Below are 19,103 nucleotides of genomic sequence, written 5' to 3'. Positions count from 1 at the left end.
GAAAGAAGGGCAAGAGCGACGGATAGAACAATTAAAGTGACGGAAAGAAAGGCCAAAACGACGGATACAAATATCAAAGTGACAAAATAGCAGTAGCTTTCGCCTTTTATTATTTGGTAATGTGGACGAAAGGAGTGATGTTTATGAAGTATACAGCACAATATTTTATAGAAAAATTAAATTTAGCAGAGCATCCCGAAGGAGGGCACTATATATCCTCGTTTCGGGCATCGGATGATATGCCTGTAAGAGATGTACAGAGACCCATTTATACGAGTATTTATTTCTTACTACGTTCACAGGATATATCGCATTTGCATCGTTTGAAATCGGACGAGCTTTGGTATTATCATGCTGGCAGCCCGCTAACGGTCCATATGATTTTCCCGGATGGTACATATGAGGCGAAGAAGCTTGGGTTAAATGTTGAGGCAGGAGAAGTACCACAAATCGCAGTACCGAAAAATACTATATTTGGCTCATCTGTAGAGGATGCAGATACATTTAGTTTGGTAGGCTGTATGGTTGCACCAGGCTTTGACTTTGAAGACTTCGAATTATTTACACAAGATGAGCTATTAGCTGACTATCCACAGCACGAGGAAGTTATCCGAAAAATGGCTTACAAGACAATTCAAGAATAGAAGAAAAGTAGCCGTCTCAAATCATTTGAGACGGCTCATGCTATTGAAAAATGATTATATCAATGAAATTAAGGTGTCAAATTTAATAAGGTATAGCTCTTCGGCAAAACGAGGGTTGATTTCCGTTCCGGCTGGGCGCTTTCCTGGGGGCGTCGGGGCAACAGGATGTTGGTCACGAAGGCGTTATCACAGGACGTGATGATTTTAGCCTTCGTTCCCCTCCCGCTTCGCTCCAGGGTCTCGGGCCAACACGATGTTGGTCACGAAGGCGTTATCACAGGATGTGATGATTTTAGCCTTCGTTCCTCTATCGCTGATTCCCAAGGAGTCGCCCAGCCTCCACTCCAATCAACCACTTCACATAGCGTATGTTTTCTGGCATGTCACTTTAATATTCAATATGAGACGGCTCTTTCTATTTACCACAAAATAGTTTCAGGATAATTCGCTTCAATTTCAATTTCATGTAACGCCTTTTTTGTAGTCATCGCAACTTCCATGAGTTGCGATTTTAACGCTACATACTCATCGTCTTCTAACATTAAGCGCAGAGCAAATGCCGCTAAGTGAGCTTTACGTGCCTCTAAATTTAAATGAATATACTCAAGATTTAATACATCTACATACTGTGTTGCATAACGGAATGTTAATGGATTTTTAGTGTGCAGCATTCTTAAAAATACTAAGTATTCATCTTCATGAAGTTCCTGCTCTAAACAATCGGCAACAGCTGCTCGGAATTTACGAATTGTGGCAACGTCAATATTCCAATCAGAAGAGTCAATTAGCTCTTGATGTAAGCGAATGAAGTCATTTAACTTCTTTCAGCAGGTGTCCAAACGTCCGCTGAAATAGAGGAACTCAGTCTAAGAACGCCACGTCCTGTGGCAACGACTGAGTGACCAACATCACGTTGGCCCAAAGCCTCCGGTGGATGTCACGGAATCGGAAAGGAGTTCTTTGGGGATGTTAGCCTAAAACCATCGCATCCATGCGATAACGGCTAACTGACCTGCGTCGTGCAGGCCTAAGCACAAAGCCGATTCCGGACGCAATTATGCCGAGGCATAATTGATTGCGATAGCAGTAAAAATTAGCTCTGGCCAAAGAACTTCTGCTGCGAAATAAACATTTTTGTTAGGGAAAATTAGTTCATGCTGTGTCAGAACACTTTTATTGAGCCCGTTGCTAACAAACTCAAGCTGATGCTCCCCCTTGGCTGCTTGACGGAGATTATAACAAACACTAAGAATGCGCAAGCGCGCGCCTTGATAATCATAATACTTGTTTTCATCACCAGTTATTTTGTAAATGGCATTGATCAGCTCATCTAAATCCCAAAAATCACCGCTAATACGTGCGCCGGTTAACTGCTCAGTACTCTGAATTGACAGCATAGTCCCATCCCCTTAAATGGCTTTATTTTGGTGTGTATTTAAGTAGTCTGAATAGTTCTGTTCGTTCTTTATCTGTTAAATCGCGCCACTGTCCAACTTTTAAATTGCCAAGCTTTATATTCATAATACGAATGCGTTGTAGACGTTTAACGGAGTAACCAAGAGCTGAACACATACGACGTATTTGACGATTGAGGCCTTGCTCTAAAACGATTTTAAAGACTTTGTCAGATATTTTTTCAACATAACAAGGTAGGGTTGTAGTATCTAAAATATCTACACCAGCACCCATTTTCTTTATAAATTGCTCCGTAATAGGTTGATCAACTTGCACAATATATTCTTTTTCATGATGGTTTTCAGCACGTAAAATTTTATTGACGATGTCCCCATCGTTGGTTAGTAATAATAGCCCTTCAGACTCTTTATCTAGTCTTCCGATATGAAAAATACGAAGGGGGTGATTGACAAAATCAACGACATTTCCTTTTATATGACGTTCAGTTGTGCTTGTAATTCCTACTGGTTTGTTTAAGGCAATATAAACGAGCTGTTCTTCTTTCTTTACCTCTTTTCCATCAACACAAACCATATCACCAGCCTCAACCTGACTGCCGACTGTAGCGAGTTCATCATTAATCGTTACTTTACCTTCTTCTATCCATTTATCTGCGCCTCGACGAGATACAATGCCTGTTTCACTTAAATATTTATTAATACGCATACTGTTCTCCTATACATTTATATTATTTTTAAGTATACATTATAGTTGGTCACACCGTGAATCCTAGAAGCTTTTCTAGCAAATATAAGCCACTTTGCGGCTAAGCGCAAAGCCGATTCCGGACGCATTGTTTATCTGTGCGAAAGCGAAGCGACAGCAACAATTATGCCGAGGCATAATTGATTCAAGAATAGATTTTAGTAGTAATCCAAAAAAAATTTAAAAAAGTTGAAATTATTTTTCGTTTCTGACAATATATTGAGTAAGAGGGTTTCTATGAAAATATCGTTATTTCGATGAAAATGACGATTTTTGTAGATTATTTTCTCATTATTTTGTGTAAAGGGGAGAAGTAAAATGGTTTATGCATTTCCAAACACTGAAGGATCGGTAGTTCAATTCAAAGAGAAATATGAAAATTACATTGGTGGGGAATGGACACCTCCAGTGAAAGGACAATACTTTGATAATGTTACACCTGTTACTGGACAAGTTTTTACACAATTAGCTCGTTCTACTGCTGAGGATATTGAACTTGCAATTGATGCAGCACATGCCGCAAAAGAAGAATGGGGCAAAACATCTCCAACAGAACGTGCAAACATTTTACTTAAAATTGCGGACCGCATAGAACAAAACTTAGAAAAGCTAGCCGTTGCCGAAACATGGGACAACGGAAAAGCGGTACGTGAGACATTAAATGCAGATATCCCTCTTGCCATTGATCATTTCCGTTATTTTGCGGGGGCTTTACGTGCACAAGAAGGCGCGGTAAGCCAAATCGATAATGATACAGTCGCTTATCATTTCCATGAGCCGATTGGGGTAGTAGGTCAAATTATCCCTTGGAATTTCCCGTTATTAATGGCCGTTTGGAAGCTAGCACCGGCACTTGCAGCTGGAAACTGTGTAGTATTGAAACCTGCAGAGCAAACGCCAGCTTCGATTATGGTGCTCATTGAATTAATAGAAGATTTATTGCCATCAGGTGTACTGAATGTTGTCAATGGCTTTGGCTTAGAGGCAGGGAAGCCGCTAGCTTCAAATCCACGCATTGGTAAAATTGCTTTTACTGGTGAAACAACGACTGGTCGCTTAATTATGCAATATGCTTCACAAAACCTTATTCCAGTTACATTAGAATTGGGAGGCAAGTCGCCAAACATCTTCTTTGAGGATATTATGGACGAAGATGATGCCTTTTTAGATAAAGCAGTTGAGGGCTTTGTATTATTCGCTCTAAACCAAGGTGAAGTATGTACATGTCCTTCTCGTGCAATAATCCAAGAATCTATTTACGATAAATTTATGGAACGCGTCCTACAGCGTGTTGAAGCAATTAAAGTTGGGAATCCACTTGATCCGAATACGATGATGGGAGCGCAGGCTTCAAGTGAGCAAATGGAAAAAATCCTTTCTTACTTAGATATTGGTAAGCAAGAAGGTGCAGAATGTCTAATTGGAGGAGAGAAAAATAATGTAGGATCAGGTTTTGAAAATGGTTACTACATTAAGCCAACTGTCTTCAAAGGACATAATAAAATGCGCATTTTCCAAGAAGAAATTTTTGGGCCAGTTGTTGCTGTAACAACATTTAAGACAAAAGAGGAAGCATTAGAAATTGCAAATGACACACTGTACGGTTTAGGTGCAGGTGTATGGACACGTGATATGAATACAGCTTATCGCTTCGGTCGTGGTATTCAAGCTGGACGTGTTTGGACAAACTGCTACCATGCTTATCCTGCACATGCAGCGTTCGGTGGTTATAAAATGTCAGGTGTTGGCCGTGAAAACCATAAGATGATGTTAGCGCATTATCAGCAAACGAAAAACTTATTAGTTAGCTACAGCGAAAACAAACTTGGTTTCTTCTAATTAGTAGGGAGGTGCATGAGCGTGGTCGTGCGTGTTTTAGCAACAGAAGAAGCGCTAGCACTAATCGAATTATTGAAAGAAAAGCATGGGCCCATTATGTTTCATCAATCAGGTGGATGCTGTGATGGCTCCTCGCCGATGTGTTATCCAGAGGGAGACTTACTATTAGGTGATCAGGATGTTTGCCTTGGAGAGATTGGTGGTACTCCCTTCTACATGCATAAAAATCAATATGACTATTGGAAGCATACACAAATAATCTTGGACGTTGTCGATGGTAGAGGTGGTATGTTTTCACTGGAAGGCGTTGAAGGTAAGCGGTTTTTAACAAGATCAAGAGCCTTTTCCGCAGAAGAATTAAAAGAATTAGGGTTAATTTAAGTGTACCGAACAAGCAATATTGTAATAAGCAAATTTACGTAAAAAGGCTTAATTAAGTATACTTTTATGGACAGCGGCAAAACTATTGCCGCTGTTTTTTTATGTTCATTGTTAAAAAACAGAATGAATCTTTTCGACAATGTGTTACGTAAATATGGAAAAAGGAGCGTGTTAAACATGGACTTTGTTATGATTGAAAATCAGTTTACAAATATGGTGGAGGATGTCTCGAAGGCTGTTGGTCGGACGGTTGATCGTAAAATTGTGTTGGCAATCGCAAGCAAATATGTGGCATCCGGAAAACCCTTTGATTCCGTTAAATATAAAAAAGTATTACAAGAAATGAAAAAGCAAACGTCATGGTCATCTCCGTTAAGAACAACGGTAGGCTATAGTATTGCTGCAAATTTGATGGAGCAAGAGGATACAGAACAAGCAATAAAAAATTTACTGACAAACGTTAGCATAATGAAAGAGGTAAAATTCAGAAGCGGGAATTTTAGTTTTATTGGTGCACAGTTTTTAACGGAAGAGGAAAGTGAGAAACGTGCACATGCACAGGTAGCACGCGCATTATTTGATGCAATCCGCAAGCATCATCGATTTTTGACGTCATACGATGATATTCCCTATGCAGTTTTGTTAAGTAGCCCATCTGACGACGTTGAGCTACGTGCAGAAACAATGAATCGTTATTATAAAGAATTACGTACGTATAATTTTAATGCAGGTAATGAGCTTCAATGGCTATCGCAAGTACTGACTTTCTTATCACCTCAATATGATAATACGTTAGTGCCTAATGTTGTAACGATCCGTGACGCACTAAAAAATCAAGATGTAAAGGTCAAAACGATGCACTATCCATTGCTTGGCTTTTTTGCAATCCTTGAAGTGAACCAAGTACAGCTTCAACAGATTGGTGATATATATCATGAGTTAAAGGATATGAAACTTTTAAAATGGCATCGTGAATTCGTGTTATTTATGGCCACACAAATTGCTATTTATGATATGGCGAATGTACAACAATCCTTATCAATGTCAATTATGTCATCCATTGAATTGTTAATTCAGGCACAGCAGGCAGCAATGTTGGCGGCAGTTAGTGCAGCAGCTGTAGCATCGAGTTCTTCGTGATAAAATAAAGAAGAACTTGATTTTTGGAGGTGCGTTTGAAGGATGAAGGAAACAAAACTTTGGATGAATGGCGAATGGCAGGACGCAAAGGAAACATATGAACTGAAATCACCCTATAGTGGTGAGGTTATTGCAAAGGTAGCTAAGGCGTCAATTTCTGACGTTGAACAAGCAATAGAAGGTGCGCAGGAGGCATTCCAAACGTTTAAAAAGACAACAGCCTACGAACGTGCCGAAATATTGTATAAAGTGGTCGACATAATGCGCCAACGTAAAGAGGAATTAGCTGAAATTTTGGCCTTAGAGGCAGGTAAACCATTATCAGCAGGTTTAACTGAAATAGAACGCACAATAGCAACCTATCAATTTGCCGCAGAGGGAGCTAAGCAAGCAAAGGGTGAAACGGTACCGATGGATGCTGCACAAGGGGCAGGAGATCGTATTGGCTGGACAAAACGAGAACCTCTAGGTGTAATTTCAGCCATTACACCCTTTAATTTTCCCTTTAATTTAGTGGCACATAAATTAGGTCCTGCCTTTGCAGTTGGAAATACGGTTGTATTAAAGCCAGCGACGCAAACGCCATTAAGTTCTATCGTGATGGCGAAAATTTTCCAGCAAGCGGGTCTACCTAATGGTGCGCTTCAAATTATTACAGGTAGCGGTGGGGAGCTAAGTGATACTCTTGTGACTCACCCGTTTGTGAAAAAGGTGACATTCACGGGAAGCGGTAAGGTTGGATTGGGTATTAAAGAAAAAGTAGGTTTGCGTAAAGTCACTTTAGAACTTGGCTCCAATGCGGCAGTAATTGTCGAGCCATCGACACCGATTGATAAAATTATTTCGCGTTGTGTCAGTGGTGCCTTTAATTTTGCTGGACAAGTTTGTATCTCCTTACAACGTATTTATGTACATGCATCTATTATGGATGAATTTACAAAGGCGTTTGTAGCTGAGACAGAGAAACTAGTGGTAGGTGATCCACTAGATACAACTACTGATGTTAGTGCAATGATTAACCCAAAAGAAGTTGAACGTATTCGTCAATGGATTGAGGAAGCCAAGTCACAAGGTGCTGTAGTTGCTACAGGAGGAACATTTACGGAACGTACTTTAACGCCGACTGTAATGACGAATGTGACGGCGGATATGAAAATTGTTTGTCAGGAAACATTCGCGCCAATCGTCTCAATTGTTTCATATGAAACATTAGATGACGCTATTCGACTAGTGAATGAGTCGGAACTTGGCTTAAATGCTGGAATATATACGAATGTATTACAAGATGCATTACACGCAGCGGATGAATTACAGGCCGGTGCTGTTATGATTAATGATATTCCGACATTCAGGGTTGATAATATGCCATACGGTGGCATAAAAATGAGTGGCTACGGACGTGAAGGCATTAAGTGGGCAATCGAGGAAATGACAGATATGAAATTTATTACAATGAAAAAATCGTTCTAATTTGCATCAACCCTTGTTCTGCGATACGATGACGAAAGAACATTCATGAAGGGAAGTTGCAAGAATTATGTCAAACAACGCAATACCGATGGGCCAGTCACGTACTGTTCAAACGCGTCTCGTACTACCGCCAGATACAAATAATCACAACTCCATTTTTGGTGGAAGAGTGTTAGCTTATATTGATGAAATTGCTGCTATTACAGCAATGAAGCATGCAAAAGGGCTTGTAGTCACAGCATCTATTGATTCGGTTGATTTTTTATCGCCAGCACATGTAGGGGCTGTTTTAGAAATTGAAAGTATTGTTTCGTCAACTGGACGTTCTTCAATGGAAGTTTATGTTCGAGTTATTTCACGAAACATTGAAACTGGTGAGGAGAAATTAACGACTGAATCCTTTGTAACGATGGTTGCAGTAGATGAAGAAGGTAAACCTAAGCCAGTTCCAGCAATTTATCCTGAAACAGATGCAGAAAAACGTCTGTTTGAAACGGGCCCAGCAAGACGCGAACATCGTAAACAAAAACGTGCGTTATCGCATTAAAAATAAAAAGGGAAATTGACGTATGCTGTCAGTTTCCCTTTTTCGTACTTACATTTGTAATTCATTTACCACGTTAATAAGTGAATCGGAAGAAGAAGAAACAAGTGTAGCACCTTGTGATAGTTCAGTAATCAAATTAGAGATGGCTGAAATATCTCTTGATGTATTTACATACTGCTGTTGAATCCCAGAAACAGCATCGGCGATATCGTTAAACGATTTAGATAAACTGTTTTGCGTATCTACGCTATGTTGAATCTTTTGATCAACGTTAATAACCGAAGTCGACATTGTTGTAATATTACTTTCTGTTTCTTTAATGAGATGAGAAACATTTTGTACCGCATTTTTTGTTTCTTCAGCAAGCTTACGAACTTCCTCTGCAACAACAGCAAAGCCTTTACCATGTTCACCTGCTCGGGCTGCCTCGATAGAAGCATTCAGTGCTAATAAGTTCGTTTGATCGGCAATTCCTGTCACCAGTCCTACAATTTCCGATATTTTTTGAGAAGATGTGCGTAACTGGTTCATCGTAACATCGAGACTGTTTACACTTTGTAAAATTACCTGTATTAAATCATTTTGATCTTGCAGTTGCTGCTGTCCACGTCTGGATTTTTCCTGTGTATCAGCAACAAAGGTTAATCCTTGCTTTGTAGCTACTGCGATATCATCTGTTTGAGAGGAAATGACTAATAAAGAAGCTGCTGTTTCTTCACTAATCGCATTAAGTTCCTCTGCCGTTTTTTGAATGGTCGTAACAAGTGCATGTTTTGTTTTACCGTCTACTGCACGAATGCGTTCCTCTTCTTTTTCATAGGCTTCGATTACAAGCTGCTGCTCGAAGTTAATGATTTTGCAAAAGGCATTGATCGCACGGATTGCATCATCTTTCGATATATCTAACTCATTTGTAAAGCGTGTAAAGGTCGTTGTTAATGATTGGAATGAGGCGATATACCACTTCGATTGTAGACCAATTCGAACGTGAGTTTCGGCAATTGCCTTTCGTTCATTAATATAAGAGTGATTAATACGACTTTCAAAAATATCACTCAAATGTTTATGTAAAGTAACTTTTAAACGCTCTATTTGTGAGGTTCTGTTTATAATTTCTAACAAATCTTGGCTCAAACTAATGGCTGCATAAAATTGATCCACCATTTCAGGAACTAAATCCTTAGCTAAAGGCTGTAGTTGTTTAATGATGGCTAAATCCTCAATTGTTAAATCTAAAAGCTGTAACTGTTTTTGAAGGTTTGGATGGTTTGATACATCCAATTGTACATCGCTCTTATAATTTTCAGGTACTAATGTAATTGAGTAGCTAGAATCGTTCTTTTTTGTAAACCAACTCATCGTTGTTTGCTCCATTTCTTAGGTCCGTATTAAGTATAGAATAGTAAACTAAATACCTATTAAATTACTTGGGTTGTTAATTTGCGGAATATATAGTATTTAATATATTCTACTATTTTTTGTACTATATTTGGTTGAAATTTTAGTTTATTTCTATATTTTTTTATCAATTAATAGATGATTGTCGATGAAAAGTCATGAAATAGACTACTAAAAAGGTAATAGGTAAATTGAATTTGAAATAGGAAACCTGTAAAATACGAACTGTTTAGCTTGAACGTAACAATAGTTTTGAGGAGGTATTACATGGAGAAGAAACGTTTCAAATTTGTCATTCCGGTTATGGTAATTGTAGCAATAGGGTCGGTGTACATGTTAAGAAACTACTATGCTGAAGTACCAGACTTAGATCAACTATTAATTACTATCTGTGCAACATTAGTATCTGGGGTACTCGCATACTTTTTATTTCCACAGCAAGGTGAAAATAAAGTTGATGATCGCGGTCCTTACTAACAGTGATAGGCACCTTAGAAAAATCTCTAAGGTGCCTTTAGCTTGTCGACAACAGAATAAATGGTTGATTTCCAAGCCGAGTGACGCTTTTTGCGGGCTTGGTTTCAACCTTCTTGTCAACTCCAGTCATGTGGTCCAGGTTGTGACGTTCATATCCAAGGATAAACGATGGCTTTTAAGTTTTAAATAAATTGAACCAGCCTTTAAGTTTAAAGATTGCCAGCATAAATAAAGCGATAAGAATCATAATTCCGAGTACGATAAAGTAGCTATACTTCGCATGTAGCTCGGGCATATAGTCAAAATTCATTCCATAAACACCGGCAATAAATGTTAGGGGAATAAAGATTGTTGAAACAATTGTTAAGGTCATCATAATGCCATTCATGCGACTAGAGCTCATCGCCATATAGCTATCACGCATATCAGCAGTGAGCTCACGGTTAGATTCGATCATTTCGGTGAGTTTTAGCAGATGATCGTAAATATCTCCGAAATAAGCTCGTTCTGATTTTTTAAGTGAAAACCGGTAAGAGTTAAGGATACGATATAATAAATCACGCATTGGTAAAATGGTGCGTCTTAAATCGAGCAAATCACTACGGAATTCAAACACAATTTTCATAGCATTGGGGTTACTTTGATAGGTAAGCTCATCTTCAAGTGCGTTTAAATGATCCTCAATTTTATAGACAAGTGGGAAATAGCTATCAACGATTTTATCAATTACCTGGTACGTTAAATATACTGTGCCGCGTTCCCAATTCTTTGGCTGTTTTTCTAACATCTTTTGTACTCGATCTATTTCCGGTGCTACATTTTTGTGGAATGTGACAATAAATTTATTAGAAACAAAAATATTTATTTCCTCAGCTGTTAATTCTTCGTTCATCCTTTGGACAACAAAGAAGTGGAAATCATCATAAAAATCGAGCTTTGGCCGCTGTAAACGCATTAAACAATCTTCTATAGCGAGTGGATGGAAATGGAAAAATGTATCTAACAGTTGTTCTTCCTCATCGGTCGGACAATTAAAATCGACCCAATACCATTCAAATTCGTTTTTGTGTATATCTTCAAGCGGAAATTCCTTTATAAGTTTTTGATCTTTTGTAATTCCAATGGTGCGTATCACAGCATTCACCTCAATTCTTTTAATTCTATCCTAACAGGTGTATTGATCTTCACAAGAGATTTAAGTTTTATACGCTTTCTTTATAACATATCCAACCGCCAAATAAAGTAGTGGCAAAAAATCTAGATGGTTTTGTAAAGCCTGCCTGCTGTAATAGTGATAAAATGTCCTCTTCACGCATAAATGAAAGAGAACGTATGGATTTTTCCATTTCCGCTACGTCTGATGGTGATAGCTTTGTATGTTGTAGCCAATAAGCACGCCATAAATCAAATTGTAGCTCGGTTTCTAAGGTACCCGGCTGCCCGTATTTTGAGACGAGCACAAATGGAGCACCAGGCTTTAAATTATTTGCTGTTTTTTTTAATGTTTCAAGCTTCTCTTGGTCATCTTGTATAAAATGAAGCACTAATACACAGCTGGCTGCATCGAATTTTACTGAAGGTAGCTTTGTATCCAGTATAGTTCCTTGATATAAAGAAATATTATTAGGTAGAGATTTTAAACGTTCGCCGGCTATTTGTAGCATCGCTTCTGACGGATCTATACCAACAAATGACCAATGAGGTCTTTTCTCAGCGAGCTGTAAAATTTCATTGCCGCTTCCGGAGCCAACTACTAAAAATTCAGCGTTCTCAGGTAATGCAGATTGATAAAAGGTTTGTGTTAAGCGCAGCATGGCATCGTAGCTAGGTAGCGTGCGACGAATACCTTTTTCATATTCATTTGCAAGTGTGTTATTAAATTCCATCAAGTATCACATGCCTTTCAAAAAATTTTATAAATCCAATTCATAGTTGAAACTATTTAAGGTGTAGTTCCGTAAAAGATAGTACATAAAATAAAAAAATTATATGGAAGGGTTGATATAAATGGAAACTAAATGGTCTAAGGTAATCATACACGCAAGTGCATTTTTTGCGCCATGGTTAGTACCTATAATATTTTTCTTAATTAGTTCGGAAGAAGAGGTAAAGAGCATTTCTGTGCAGGCCTTATTGTTCCAAGTTGTGATGGTGGTATTACTTACTATTTCGGGTATTTTAAGCTTCCTGCTCATTGGTATACCGTTCTTAATTGTTTTCGGGATTATCTATTTTATTGCGCCAATTATCGGTATTGTGAAGGCTTTATCTGATGAGCCTTGGCGTTATCCAATTGTTGGTCGCTGGGTATAATTTTTATAGACGCAAGTATATGCTAATTGCATATGCTTGCGTTTTTTCTTTTGCTGATAAGGGTATCTTATAGCTAAAGCACTCGGCGGATTTTTTCTGTGTGCGAAATAATTGCAATTATTTTCAAGCGTTTTGTATAATATACTCAAAGAAAGTCAAAGATAGTCAAAGTCAGTGTAGTAAGCGAGGTGTATTCCTAAAATGCGTAATATATCAGACATCATAGAAGGCTACTTAAAGCAAGTACTTGAATTAGGTGGAGAGGGGCATATTGAAATAAAACGTAGTGAAATCGCAGATAAATTTCAGTGCGTGCCCTCACAAATAAATTATGTAATTAATACAAGATTTACTGCCGAACGAGGTTACCTTGTTGAAAGCAAACGTGGTGGTGGTGGATACATTCGAATTTTACGTGTCCGCGCGAATTCACAAATTGATCTAATCGATGATGTCCTCAGGCAAATAGAAGGGGGGGCATCGCAAATAATGGCAGAAGATTTAGTTTATCGACTAATTGATGAGCAGGTAATTTCAAGGCGAGAAGCGAAAATAATATTAGCAGCAGTTGATCGCTCAACTATCGATTTGCAACTCCCATTACGGGATCATATTCGAGCAAAAATTTTACGAGCGATGCTAACAACGATTAAATATGAACAGCAAAAATAAAAGAGGTGATGGAAATGATTTGCGAACATTGTAAGCAGCGTAATGCGACAGTTACTGTAACACAAGTTCAAAGTGGTCAAAAGGTGGAGCACCATTACTGTGACGTCTGCGCCTCGCAGTTCCATCCATTTCATGCTGAATTTAAGCAAGAGCCAGTATCTATTCAACAGCTATTATCCAATTGGTTTGGCTCACCTACATGGCAGCAACAAAAAGTGGGTGAAAAGCAGCAAGCACCGCCACAACCGCAAACATGTCCACAATGTGGATTTACGTATAAACAGTTTTTAAAAGAAGGTAAATTTGGATGCCCTAGCTGCTATGACACCTTTAGCGAGCACTTACCGAAGCTCTTTAACCGTATACAGGCTGGTCCTCAACATATAGGGAAAATGCCTGGTGCTCGAAGCAATGTTTATGTCATCAAAAAGCAAATTGAGGATATTCGTAAACGTATGAAGCTTGCTGTAGATAAAGAACAATTTGAAGAGGCAGCTAAGCTTCGCGATGAAGCAAAGGAACTTGAGAAGCAGGTACAATTTGAAGGTGGTGATGTGTCGTGATGATTGAATCGTTTTTAGAGCGTGCTACACCAATATGGATGAGTGTGGAGGACGATTATTCAGATATTGTCATTAGTACACGCATCCGCCTTGCTCGAAATTTAGATGGTTATCGTTTTCCATTAGCCTTTACAGAGGATGAAGCATTACATGTAGAACAGGCAGTTACACATGCGATAAAGGACAGTACAGAACTTCAAGAAAATTATTCATATTTTGCTATTAAAGATTTAACGCCTTTACAACGTCAAATACTTGTAGAAAAACATTTAATTAGTCCTCAGCTTGCAAAAAAAGAGGAAGTTGGCTCCATGCTCTTATCGGATGACGAATCAATTAGCATTATGGTGAACGAAGAAGACCATTTACGCATTCAATGTATGACAGCGAGTTTTCAACTTCAACAGGCATACGAGCAGGCCAATAAAATTGATCGTACCTTAGAGAAAGCTTTGCCTTATGCGTTTCGAGATACATTTGGTTATTTAACAAGTTGCCCAACAAATATTGGTACTGGTTTGCGAGCATCTGTCATGATGCACCTGCCAGCCCTTACACTCACGGGTCAGATGAATCAAATCATTAATGCAATGACTCGATTAGGAATGACGGTAAGAGGAATATATGGAGAAGGTAGCGAAAATATAGGTAACGTTTACCAAGTGTCAAATCAGATTACACTAGGAAAAACAGAGGATGACATTTTAGCAGACATCCAAAGTGTCGCTGAAAAAATAATTCAAAAAGAACGGCATGCAAGAGGCAAGTTAATGGAAAAAGCAGAGCTTGCTCTAGAAGACCGTGTGTACCGTGCTTTAGGTACGTTAACATATGCTAGGATTTTAACGAGTGAGGAAGCTGCTACCTGTCTATCCAATGTTCGTTTAGGAGTAGATTTACAGTTAATTGAAGGTATTAAAGCGACTAAATTAAACGAATGTGTAGTCAGTATGCAACCAGGGTTTTTACAGAATTATGCAGGGGACGTTTTGCCGCCTGCTAAGCGAGATCGCGTACGGGCTGAAATGCTTCGTGAGGCACTATCTCGCGAAAATATGAGTAAGCCTATTATTCGGGGAAAAGGAGAGGATTCATTTGATGTTTAATCGTTTTACACAACGCGCACAAAAAGTATTACAGCTTGCACAAGAAGAGGCAATTCGTTGGAAGCACGAATCAATTGGAACAGAGCATATTCTTTTAGGGCTTATCCGCGAAGGTGGCGGTATTGCTGCAAAAGCATTAGAAGCCATTGATATTAGCCCTCAAATGATTGAAGCAGGTATTGAAGAGCTTGTAGGAAAAGGTAAAGAGGATGTTGGCCCAATTGTCCACTACACACCTCGAGCTAAAAAAGTAATAGAGCTATCAGTCGATGAATCACGTAAATTAGGCCATTCCTATATTGGAACAGAGCATTTACTATTGGCGCTTATTCGTGAAGGTGAAGGTATAGCGGCTCGTGTATTAAATAATGCCGGTGTCGGATTGAATAAAGCTCGTCAGCAAGTGCTATTGTTATTAGGCAATAACGACAATGCTCAATCTGGTCAACAAGCTGCACAGGCTGCCAATACACCAACACTAGATAGCCTTGCGCGTGATTTAACGCAAATTGCTCGTGAAGGCACTCTAGATCCGGTCATTGGTCGAAGCAAGGAAATTACACGTGTTATCGAGGTTCTTTCTCGCCGTACAAAAAATAACCCTGTATTAATCGGTGAGCCAGGTGTCGGTAAAACGGCTATTGCTGAAGGCTTAGCACAGCAAATTATTAATAATGAAGTGCCAGAAATTCTTCGTGATAAACGTGTTATGACACTTGATATGGGGACTGTTGTTGCCGGAACAAAATATCGCGGTGAATTTGAGGATCGCTTGAAAAAAGTAATGGATGAAATTCGCCAAGCTGGTAATGTAATTTTATTTATCGATGAATTGCATACATTGATCGGTGCCGGCGGTGCAGAAGGTGCCATTGATGCATCAAATATTTTAAAACCATCTTTAGCGCGTGGCGAGCTTCAATGTATTGGTGCAACAACACTAGATGAGTATCGCAAATATATTGAGAAGGATGCGGCATTAGAGCGCCGTTTCCAACCAATTCAAGTTGATGAGCCAACTGTAGAAGAAGCGATTCTAATTATTCAAGGCTTACGTGATCGTTACGAAGCACATCACCGTGTGAAAATTACAGATGAAGCAATTGAAGCGGCAGCAAAAATGAGTGACCGATATATTTCTGATCGATTCTTACCAGATAAGGCGATCGACTTAATTGATGAAGCAGGTTCTAAAGTACGCTTACGTTCATTCGCAGTGCCACCGAACTTAAAGGCACTTGAAGATAAGCTTGAAAGTGTACGTTCTGAAAAGAATGCGGCTGTCTCAGGTCAAGAATTTGAAAAAGCAGCATCTTTAAGAGATACAGAGCAAAAACTAAAAGATGAAATTGAAACTACGAGAAAAAATTGGAAAGAAGAGCAAGGAAAAGCCGAATCAAAAGTGACAGTGGATGATGTAGCAGCGGTAGTGTCTATGTGGACTGGAATTCCAGTATCAAAAATTGCTTCCGAAGAATCTTCTAAGTTATTACAACTTGAAGAAGAGTTACACAAACGTGTTGTAGGTCAAGGAGAAGCGGTAGAGGCAATTTCTCGCGCAATTCGTCGTGCAAGAGCTGGCTTGAAAGATCCGAAACGACCAATTGGTTCATTTATCTTCTTAGGCCCTACAGGGGTTGGTAAAACAGAGCTTGCTAGAGCATTAGCGGAAGTTATGTTTGGCGATGAGGACGCAATGATTCGTGTTGATATGTCTGAGTACATGGAAAAACATTCGACTTCACGTTTAGTTGGTTCACCTCCGGGCTATGTAGGCTTTGATGATGGCGGTCAACTAACAGAAAAGGTTCGTCGTAAACCATATTCTGTAGTATTACTAGATGAGATTGAGAAGGCTCATCCAGATGTTTTCAATATCTTACTTCAAGTACTTGAGGATGGCCGTTTAACAGATTCTAAAGGTCGCGTGGTGGATTTCCGCAACACAGTTGTTATTATGACATCAAACGTTGGTGCGGATGCTTTAAAATATCAGAAAAACCTTGGCTTCAATGTAGGTGGTACGGATACGAAGTATAAAGATATGAAGGGTACAATGCTGGAGGAACTGAAAAAAGCATTCCGCCCAGAATTCTTAAACCGTATCGACGAAATGATCGTCTTCCACTCACTAGAAAAAGAACATTTAAAAGAAATCGTAGCGATGATGGCGAATGCTTTAACAAAACGTCTAAAAGAGCAAGACATTTCGTTAGAGTTAACGGATTCGGCTCTTGAAAAAATTGCAGAGGAAGGCTACGATCCTCAATACGGTGCTCGCCCACTACGTCGTGCATTACAAAAACAAGTAGAAGACCGTTTATCGGAAGAACTGTTGAAAGGTAATGTAGAGAAGGGCAACCAAGTGATCATTGATTACGTGAATGATGAGTTTGTTGTAAAGAAAAAAGAGGAAGTTTCTACTTCTAAATAATCGCGATTTAAAAAGACAGCAAGGCTTTAAGTGCCAAGCTGTCTTTTTTTATGTACAATAATAAATATAAGAACAAATATTCGAGGTGAAGGCATTTTGGCAAAGAAAAAAACAAAATTTGTATGCTCAAGTTGTGGTTATGAATCCGCAAAATGGATGGGAAGATGTCCAGGATGTGGAGAATGGAATAAGATGGTCGAAGAGGTGGAGGTCGTTGCAAAAGGGCCGCGAGGTGCATTCCAACACTCTGCTACGGTTACCCAAAAGGCTCTCCCTATTATGCAAATTGAAGCTGCTGAGGAATCACGAGTTGCTACAGAAATGGGTGAACTTAACCGAGTATTAGGAGGAGGCATCGTACCAGGTTCTCTTGTGTTAATTGGGGGAGATCCTGGGATTGGGAAGTCGACGTTATTACTACAAGTATCTGCGTTGCTTTCGAATAAGGGACATCGTGTGCTCTATATTTCTGGTGAGGAATCCATCCGTCAAACAAAGCTGCGTGCAGAACGTTTAGGGGTGATCTCACAGGAACTTTATATATATTCTGAAACGAATTTAGAGTTTTTAAATCAGACCATTGATGATGTGCAGCCAAAGTTTGTTATTGTTGATTCTATTCAAACTGTTTTTCATCCAGAGGTAACGAGTGCACCTGGTAGTGTATCACAAGTGCGTGAATGTACAGCAGAACTTATGCGAATTGCAAAAACAAAAGGAATTGCCATATTTTTAGTCGGACATGTAACAAAAGAGGGACAAATTGCAGGACCACGTATTTTGGAGCATATGGTTGATACGGTATTGTATTTTGAAGGAGAACGACATCATAATCACCGTATTTTACGCAGCCAAAAAAACCGCTTTGGCTCTACGAATGAAATTGCTATCTTTGAAATGCTTCAGGGGGGCTTAAAGGAAGTGTTAAACCCGTCTGAGTTGTTCCTACAGGAGCGTTCACAGGGGGCGGCTGGGTCAACAGTCGTAGCCTCAATGGAAGGTACACGGCCAATTCTAGTTGAAATTCAGTCACTGGTAACACCAACAAGCTTTAATTATCCGAAACGAATGGCAACGGGTGTCGATCAAAATCGTGTGCAACTGCTTATGGCCGTCCTTGAAAAGAGAATGGGTCTCATGCTGCAGGCACAGGATGCATATATTAAAGTTGCTGGCGGCGTAAAGCTTGATGAGCCTGCCATTGATTTGGCTGTGTTGACAAGTATTGTTTCGAGTTTTAAGGATCAAGCTGTTAGGGCAACGGATTGCTTTATTGGGGAAGTAGGTTTGACAGGCGAGGTGCGTCGTGTATCTCGTATTGAACAACGTGTGATCGAAGCAGCAAAGCTGGGATTTAAACGGGCCTTCATACCAGCCTCAAATATCGGTGGCTGGGATTTCCCACAAGGTATTGAGATAGTTGGTGTAGAAACGATAAAGGATGCATTAAATGCTTGCTTTAGAGAGCTATAAAGAGGTTTGTGCATGTTGGACTATGTTCTGACATGCACTTTTAATTGCATGACTAGAATTCATAGATAGAAGGTAGGAAACTCTAAGAGGGGAAATGGCGTCTATGATAACGTCCGTAAAAGTGCTTGTTTAACTTCTTTCACCGGGTGTCCAAACACCCGCTAAAATAGAGGGACTCAGTCTGAAAATGCCACGTCCTGTGCATTACCGAGATGACCGACATCGTGTCGGCGCTCATGTAGTTGTTGCTGTCGCTTCGCTTTCGCACAGATAAAACCGTGTTGTTGCTGTCGCTTCGCTTACGCACAAAAAACATTTGCAGGCCTAAGCACAAAGCCGATTCTGGACGCAATTATGCGGAGGCATAATTGATTGCCCAGCGGATGCTAAAGAGCATTGTTGAGTATAGTGTGAAGAATTTTAGTAATCGATTTTCAGTAGACTCGGGATGATCAATAAATGGATGAAATTACCGATGCTTTGATG

The 19,103-nt window shown here is 39.4% G+C and carries 19 protein-coding genes; 13 read left to right on the top strand and 6 right to left on the bottom strand.

Annotated elements, in window-relative coordinates; genetic code table 11:
• The first annotated feature begins 143 nt into the window (after positions 1–143).
• The gene (locus tag ACQKN2_RS12945; RefSeq protein WP_427415302.1) at positions 144–644 is read left to right on the top strand and encodes a cupin domain-containing protein; all 501 of its coding nucleotides are present in this window, start codon (positions 144–146) and stop codon (positions 642–644) included.
• A 419-nt stretch (positions 645–1,063) separates the two neighbouring features.
• Here ACQKN2_RS12945 and ACQKN2_RS12940 read toward each other — a convergent pair whose 3' ends face one another.
• The 3 genes from ACQKN2_RS12940 to rluF all read right to left on the bottom strand — a co-directional run bounded on the left by ACQKN2_RS12940 (position 1,064) and on the right by rluF (position 2,765).
• On the bottom strand, positions 1,064–1,408 hold the full coding sequence (locus ACQKN2_RS12940; RefSeq protein WP_427415331.1) for a DUF6904 family protein: 345 nt from the start codon (positions 1,406–1,408) through the stop codon (positions 1,064–1,066).
• A gap of 291 nt (positions 1,409–1,699) precedes the next feature.
• On the bottom strand, positions 1,700–2,041 hold the full coding sequence (locus tag ACQKN2_RS12935; protein ID WP_427415301.1) for a DUF6904 family protein: 342 nt from the start codon (positions 2,039–2,041) through the stop codon (positions 1,700–1,702).
• Between the two features lie 22 nt (positions 2,042–2,063).
• Entirely contained in the window at positions 2,064–2,765 is a 702-nt protein-coding gene (gene rluF, locus ACQKN2_RS12930; RefSeq protein ID WP_427415300.1) for a 23S rRNA pseudouridine(2604) synthase RluF, read from the bottom strand.
• A gap of 357 nt (positions 2,766–3,122) precedes the next feature.
• On the opposite strand from rluF, the gene adh reads away from it, so the two are divergent.
• The 5 genes from adh to ACQKN2_RS12905 all read left to right on the top strand — a co-directional run bounded on the left by adh (position 3,123) and on the right by ACQKN2_RS12905 (position 8,181).
• The gene (gene adh / locus ACQKN2_RS12925) at positions 3,123–4,643 is read left to right on the top strand and encodes an aldehyde dehydrogenase (protein WP_323648520.1); all 1,521 of its coding nucleotides are present in this window, start codon (positions 3,123–3,125) and stop codon (positions 4,641–4,643) included.
• 21 nt (positions 4,644–4,664) lie between these two features.
• Positions 4,665–5,024, top strand: a complete 360-nt coding sequence (locus ACQKN2_RS12920) for a DUF779 domain-containing protein (RefSeq protein ID WP_323648630.1) — start codon at positions 4,665–4,667, stop codon at positions 5,022–5,024.
• Positions 5,025–5,201: 177 nt separating this feature from the next.
• Positions 5,202–6,164 carry a DUF4003 family protein gene (locus ACQKN2_RS12915; RefSeq protein WP_427415299.1) on the top strand — a complete coding sequence of 321 codons (963 nt, stop codon included), beginning with the start codon at positions 5,202–5,204 and terminating at the stop codon, positions 6,162–6,164.
• Between the two features lie 42 nt (positions 6,165–6,206).
• The gene (locus tag ACQKN2_RS12910) at positions 6,207–7,634 is read left to right on the top strand and encodes an aldehyde dehydrogenase family protein (RefSeq protein WP_427415298.1); all 1,428 of its coding nucleotides are present in this window, start codon (positions 6,207–6,209) and stop codon (positions 7,632–7,634) included.
• 67 nt (positions 7,635–7,701) lie between these two features.
• Entirely contained in the window at positions 7,702–8,181 is a 480-nt protein-coding gene (locus ACQKN2_RS12905) for an acyl-CoA thioesterase (RefSeq protein ID WP_427415297.1), read from the top strand.
• 48 nt (positions 8,182–8,229) lie between these two features.
• Here ACQKN2_RS12905 and ACQKN2_RS12900 read toward each other — a convergent pair whose 3' ends face one another.
• On the bottom strand, positions 8,230–9,540 hold the full coding sequence (locus ACQKN2_RS12900) for a protoglobin domain-containing protein (RefSeq protein ID WP_427415296.1): 1,311 nt from the start codon (positions 9,538–9,540) through the stop codon (positions 8,230–8,232).
• Between the two features lie 306 nt (positions 9,541–9,846).
• On the opposite strand from ACQKN2_RS12900, the gene ACQKN2_RS12895 reads away from it, so the two are divergent.
• Positions 9,847–10,056 (top strand): hypothetical protein, encoded by a 210-nt coding sequence (locus ACQKN2_RS12895; RefSeq protein WP_323648526.1) that lies wholly within the window; start codon positions 9,847–9,849, stop codon positions 10,054–10,056.
• 175 nt (positions 10,057–10,231) lie between these two features.
• Here ACQKN2_RS12895 and corA read toward each other — a convergent pair whose 3' ends face one another.
• The gene (gene corA / locus ACQKN2_RS12890; RefSeq protein ID WP_427415295.1) at positions 10,232–11,191 is read right to left on the bottom strand and encodes a magnesium/cobalt transporter CorA; all 960 of its coding nucleotides are present in this window, start codon (positions 11,189–11,191) and stop codon (positions 10,232–10,234) included.
• Between the two features lie 67 nt (positions 11,192–11,258).
• Entirely contained in the window at positions 11,259–11,942 is a 684-nt protein-coding gene (locus ACQKN2_RS12885; RefSeq protein WP_427415294.1) for a class I SAM-dependent methyltransferase, read from the bottom strand.
• A 121-nt stretch (positions 11,943–12,063) separates the two neighbouring features.
• On the opposite strand from ACQKN2_RS12885, the gene ACQKN2_RS12880 reads away from it, so the two are divergent.
• From ACQKN2_RS12880 to radA, 6 genes are all read left to right on the top strand, one after another.
• Positions 12,064–12,369 (top strand): DUF4870 domain-containing protein, encoded by a 306-nt coding sequence (locus ACQKN2_RS12880; protein ID WP_427415293.1) that lies wholly within the window; start codon positions 12,064–12,066, stop codon positions 12,367–12,369.
• A 201-nt stretch (positions 12,370–12,570) separates the two neighbouring features.
• Positions 12,571–13,041 (top strand): CtsR family transcriptional regulator, encoded by a 471-nt coding sequence (locus ACQKN2_RS12875; protein ID WP_079562396.1) that lies wholly within the window; start codon positions 12,571–12,573, stop codon positions 13,039–13,041.
• Between the two features lie 14 nt (positions 13,042–13,055).
• A complete protein-coding gene (locus tag ACQKN2_RS12870) occupies positions 13,056–13,604 on the top strand; it encodes a UvrB/UvrC motif-containing protein (RefSeq protein WP_323648532.1) in 549 nt (182 codons plus the stop codon).
• Complete coding sequence (locus ACQKN2_RS12865) at positions 13,601–14,710, top strand: protein arginine kinase (RefSeq protein WP_427415292.1); 1,110 nt, start codon at positions 13,601–13,603, stop codon at positions 14,708–14,710. Before ACQKN2_RS12870 ends, ACQKN2_RS12865 begins: the two co-directional genes overlap by 4 nt.
• Positions 14,700–17,144: an ATP-dependent Clp protease ATP-binding subunit gene (locus ACQKN2_RS12860; RefSeq protein ID WP_427415291.1), complete on the top strand. Its 2,445-nt coding sequence runs from the start codon at positions 14,700–14,702 to the stop codon at positions 17,142–17,144. The genes ACQKN2_RS12865 and ACQKN2_RS12860 overlap by 11 nt, the downstream gene beginning before the upstream one ends.
• 96 nt (positions 17,145–17,240) lie before the next feature.
• Positions 17,241–18,617 carry a DNA repair protein RadA gene (radA, locus tag ACQKN2_RS12855; protein WP_427415290.1) on the top strand — a complete coding sequence of 459 codons (1,377 nt, stop codon included), beginning with the start codon at positions 17,241–17,243 and terminating at the stop codon, positions 18,615–18,617.
• Positions 18,618–19,103: the final 486 nt, after the last annotated feature.

Origin of the sequence: Lysinibacillus sp. NPDC093688 (genome assembly GCF_050280145.1) — a bacterium.
In the GTDB taxonomy this organism is placed as follows: Bacteria; Bacillota; Bacilli; order Bacillales_A; family Planococcaceae; genus Lysinibacillus; species Lysinibacillus xylanilyticus_B.
The sequence above is the reverse complement of the archived record's forward strand: the minus strand, read 5'-3'. Positions and strand labels throughout refer to the sequence as shown.

Bases quoted from the DNA above. Each gene is read 5' to 3' on its own strand.
- ACQKN2_RS12945 (WP_427415302.1), top strand. From the start codon at position 144: ATGAAGTATACAGCACAATATTTTATAGAAAAATTAAATTTAGCAGAG.
- ACQKN2_RS12935 (WP_427415301.1), bottom strand. From the start codon at position 2,041: ATGCTGTCAATTCAGAGTACTGAGCAGTTAACCGGCGCACGTATTAGC.
- rluF (WP_427415300.1), bottom strand. From the start codon at position 2,765: ATGCGTATTAATAAATATTTAAGTGAAACAGGCATTGTATCTCGTCGA.
- adh (WP_323648520.1), top strand. From the start codon at position 3,123: ATGGTTTATGCATTTCCAAACACTGAAGGATCGGTAGTTCAATTCAAA.
- ACQKN2_RS12915 (WP_427415299.1), top strand. From the start codon at position 5,202: ATGGACTTTGTTATGATTGAAAATCAGTTTACAAATATGGTGGAGGAT.
- ACQKN2_RS12910 (WP_427415298.1), top strand. From the start codon at position 6,207: ATGAAGGAAACAAAACTTTGGATGAATGGCGAATGGCAGGACGCAAAG.
- ACQKN2_RS12905 (WP_427415297.1), top strand. From the start codon at position 7,702: ATGTCAAACAACGCAATACCGATGGGCCAGTCACGTACTGTTCAAACG.
- ACQKN2_RS12900 (WP_427415296.1), bottom strand. From the start codon at position 9,540: ATGAGTTGGTTTACAAAAAAGAACGATTCTAGCTACTCAATTACATTA.
- ACQKN2_RS12895 (WP_323648526.1), top strand. From the start codon at position 9,847: ATGGAGAAGAAACGTTTCAAATTTGTCATTCCGGTTATGGTAATTGTA.
- ACQKN2_RS12885 (WP_427415294.1), bottom strand. From the start codon at position 11,942: ATGGAATTTAATAACACACTTGCAAATGAATATGAAAAAGGTATTCGT.
- ACQKN2_RS12880 (WP_427415293.1), top strand. From the start codon at position 12,064: ATGGAAACTAAATGGTCTAAGGTAATCATACACGCAAGTGCATTTTTT.
- ACQKN2_RS12875 (WP_079562396.1), top strand. From the start codon at position 12,571: ATGCGTAATATATCAGACATCATAGAAGGCTACTTAAAGCAAGTACTT.
- ACQKN2_RS12870 (WP_323648532.1), top strand. From the start codon at position 13,056: ATGATTTGCGAACATTGTAAGCAGCGTAATGCGACAGTTACTGTAACA.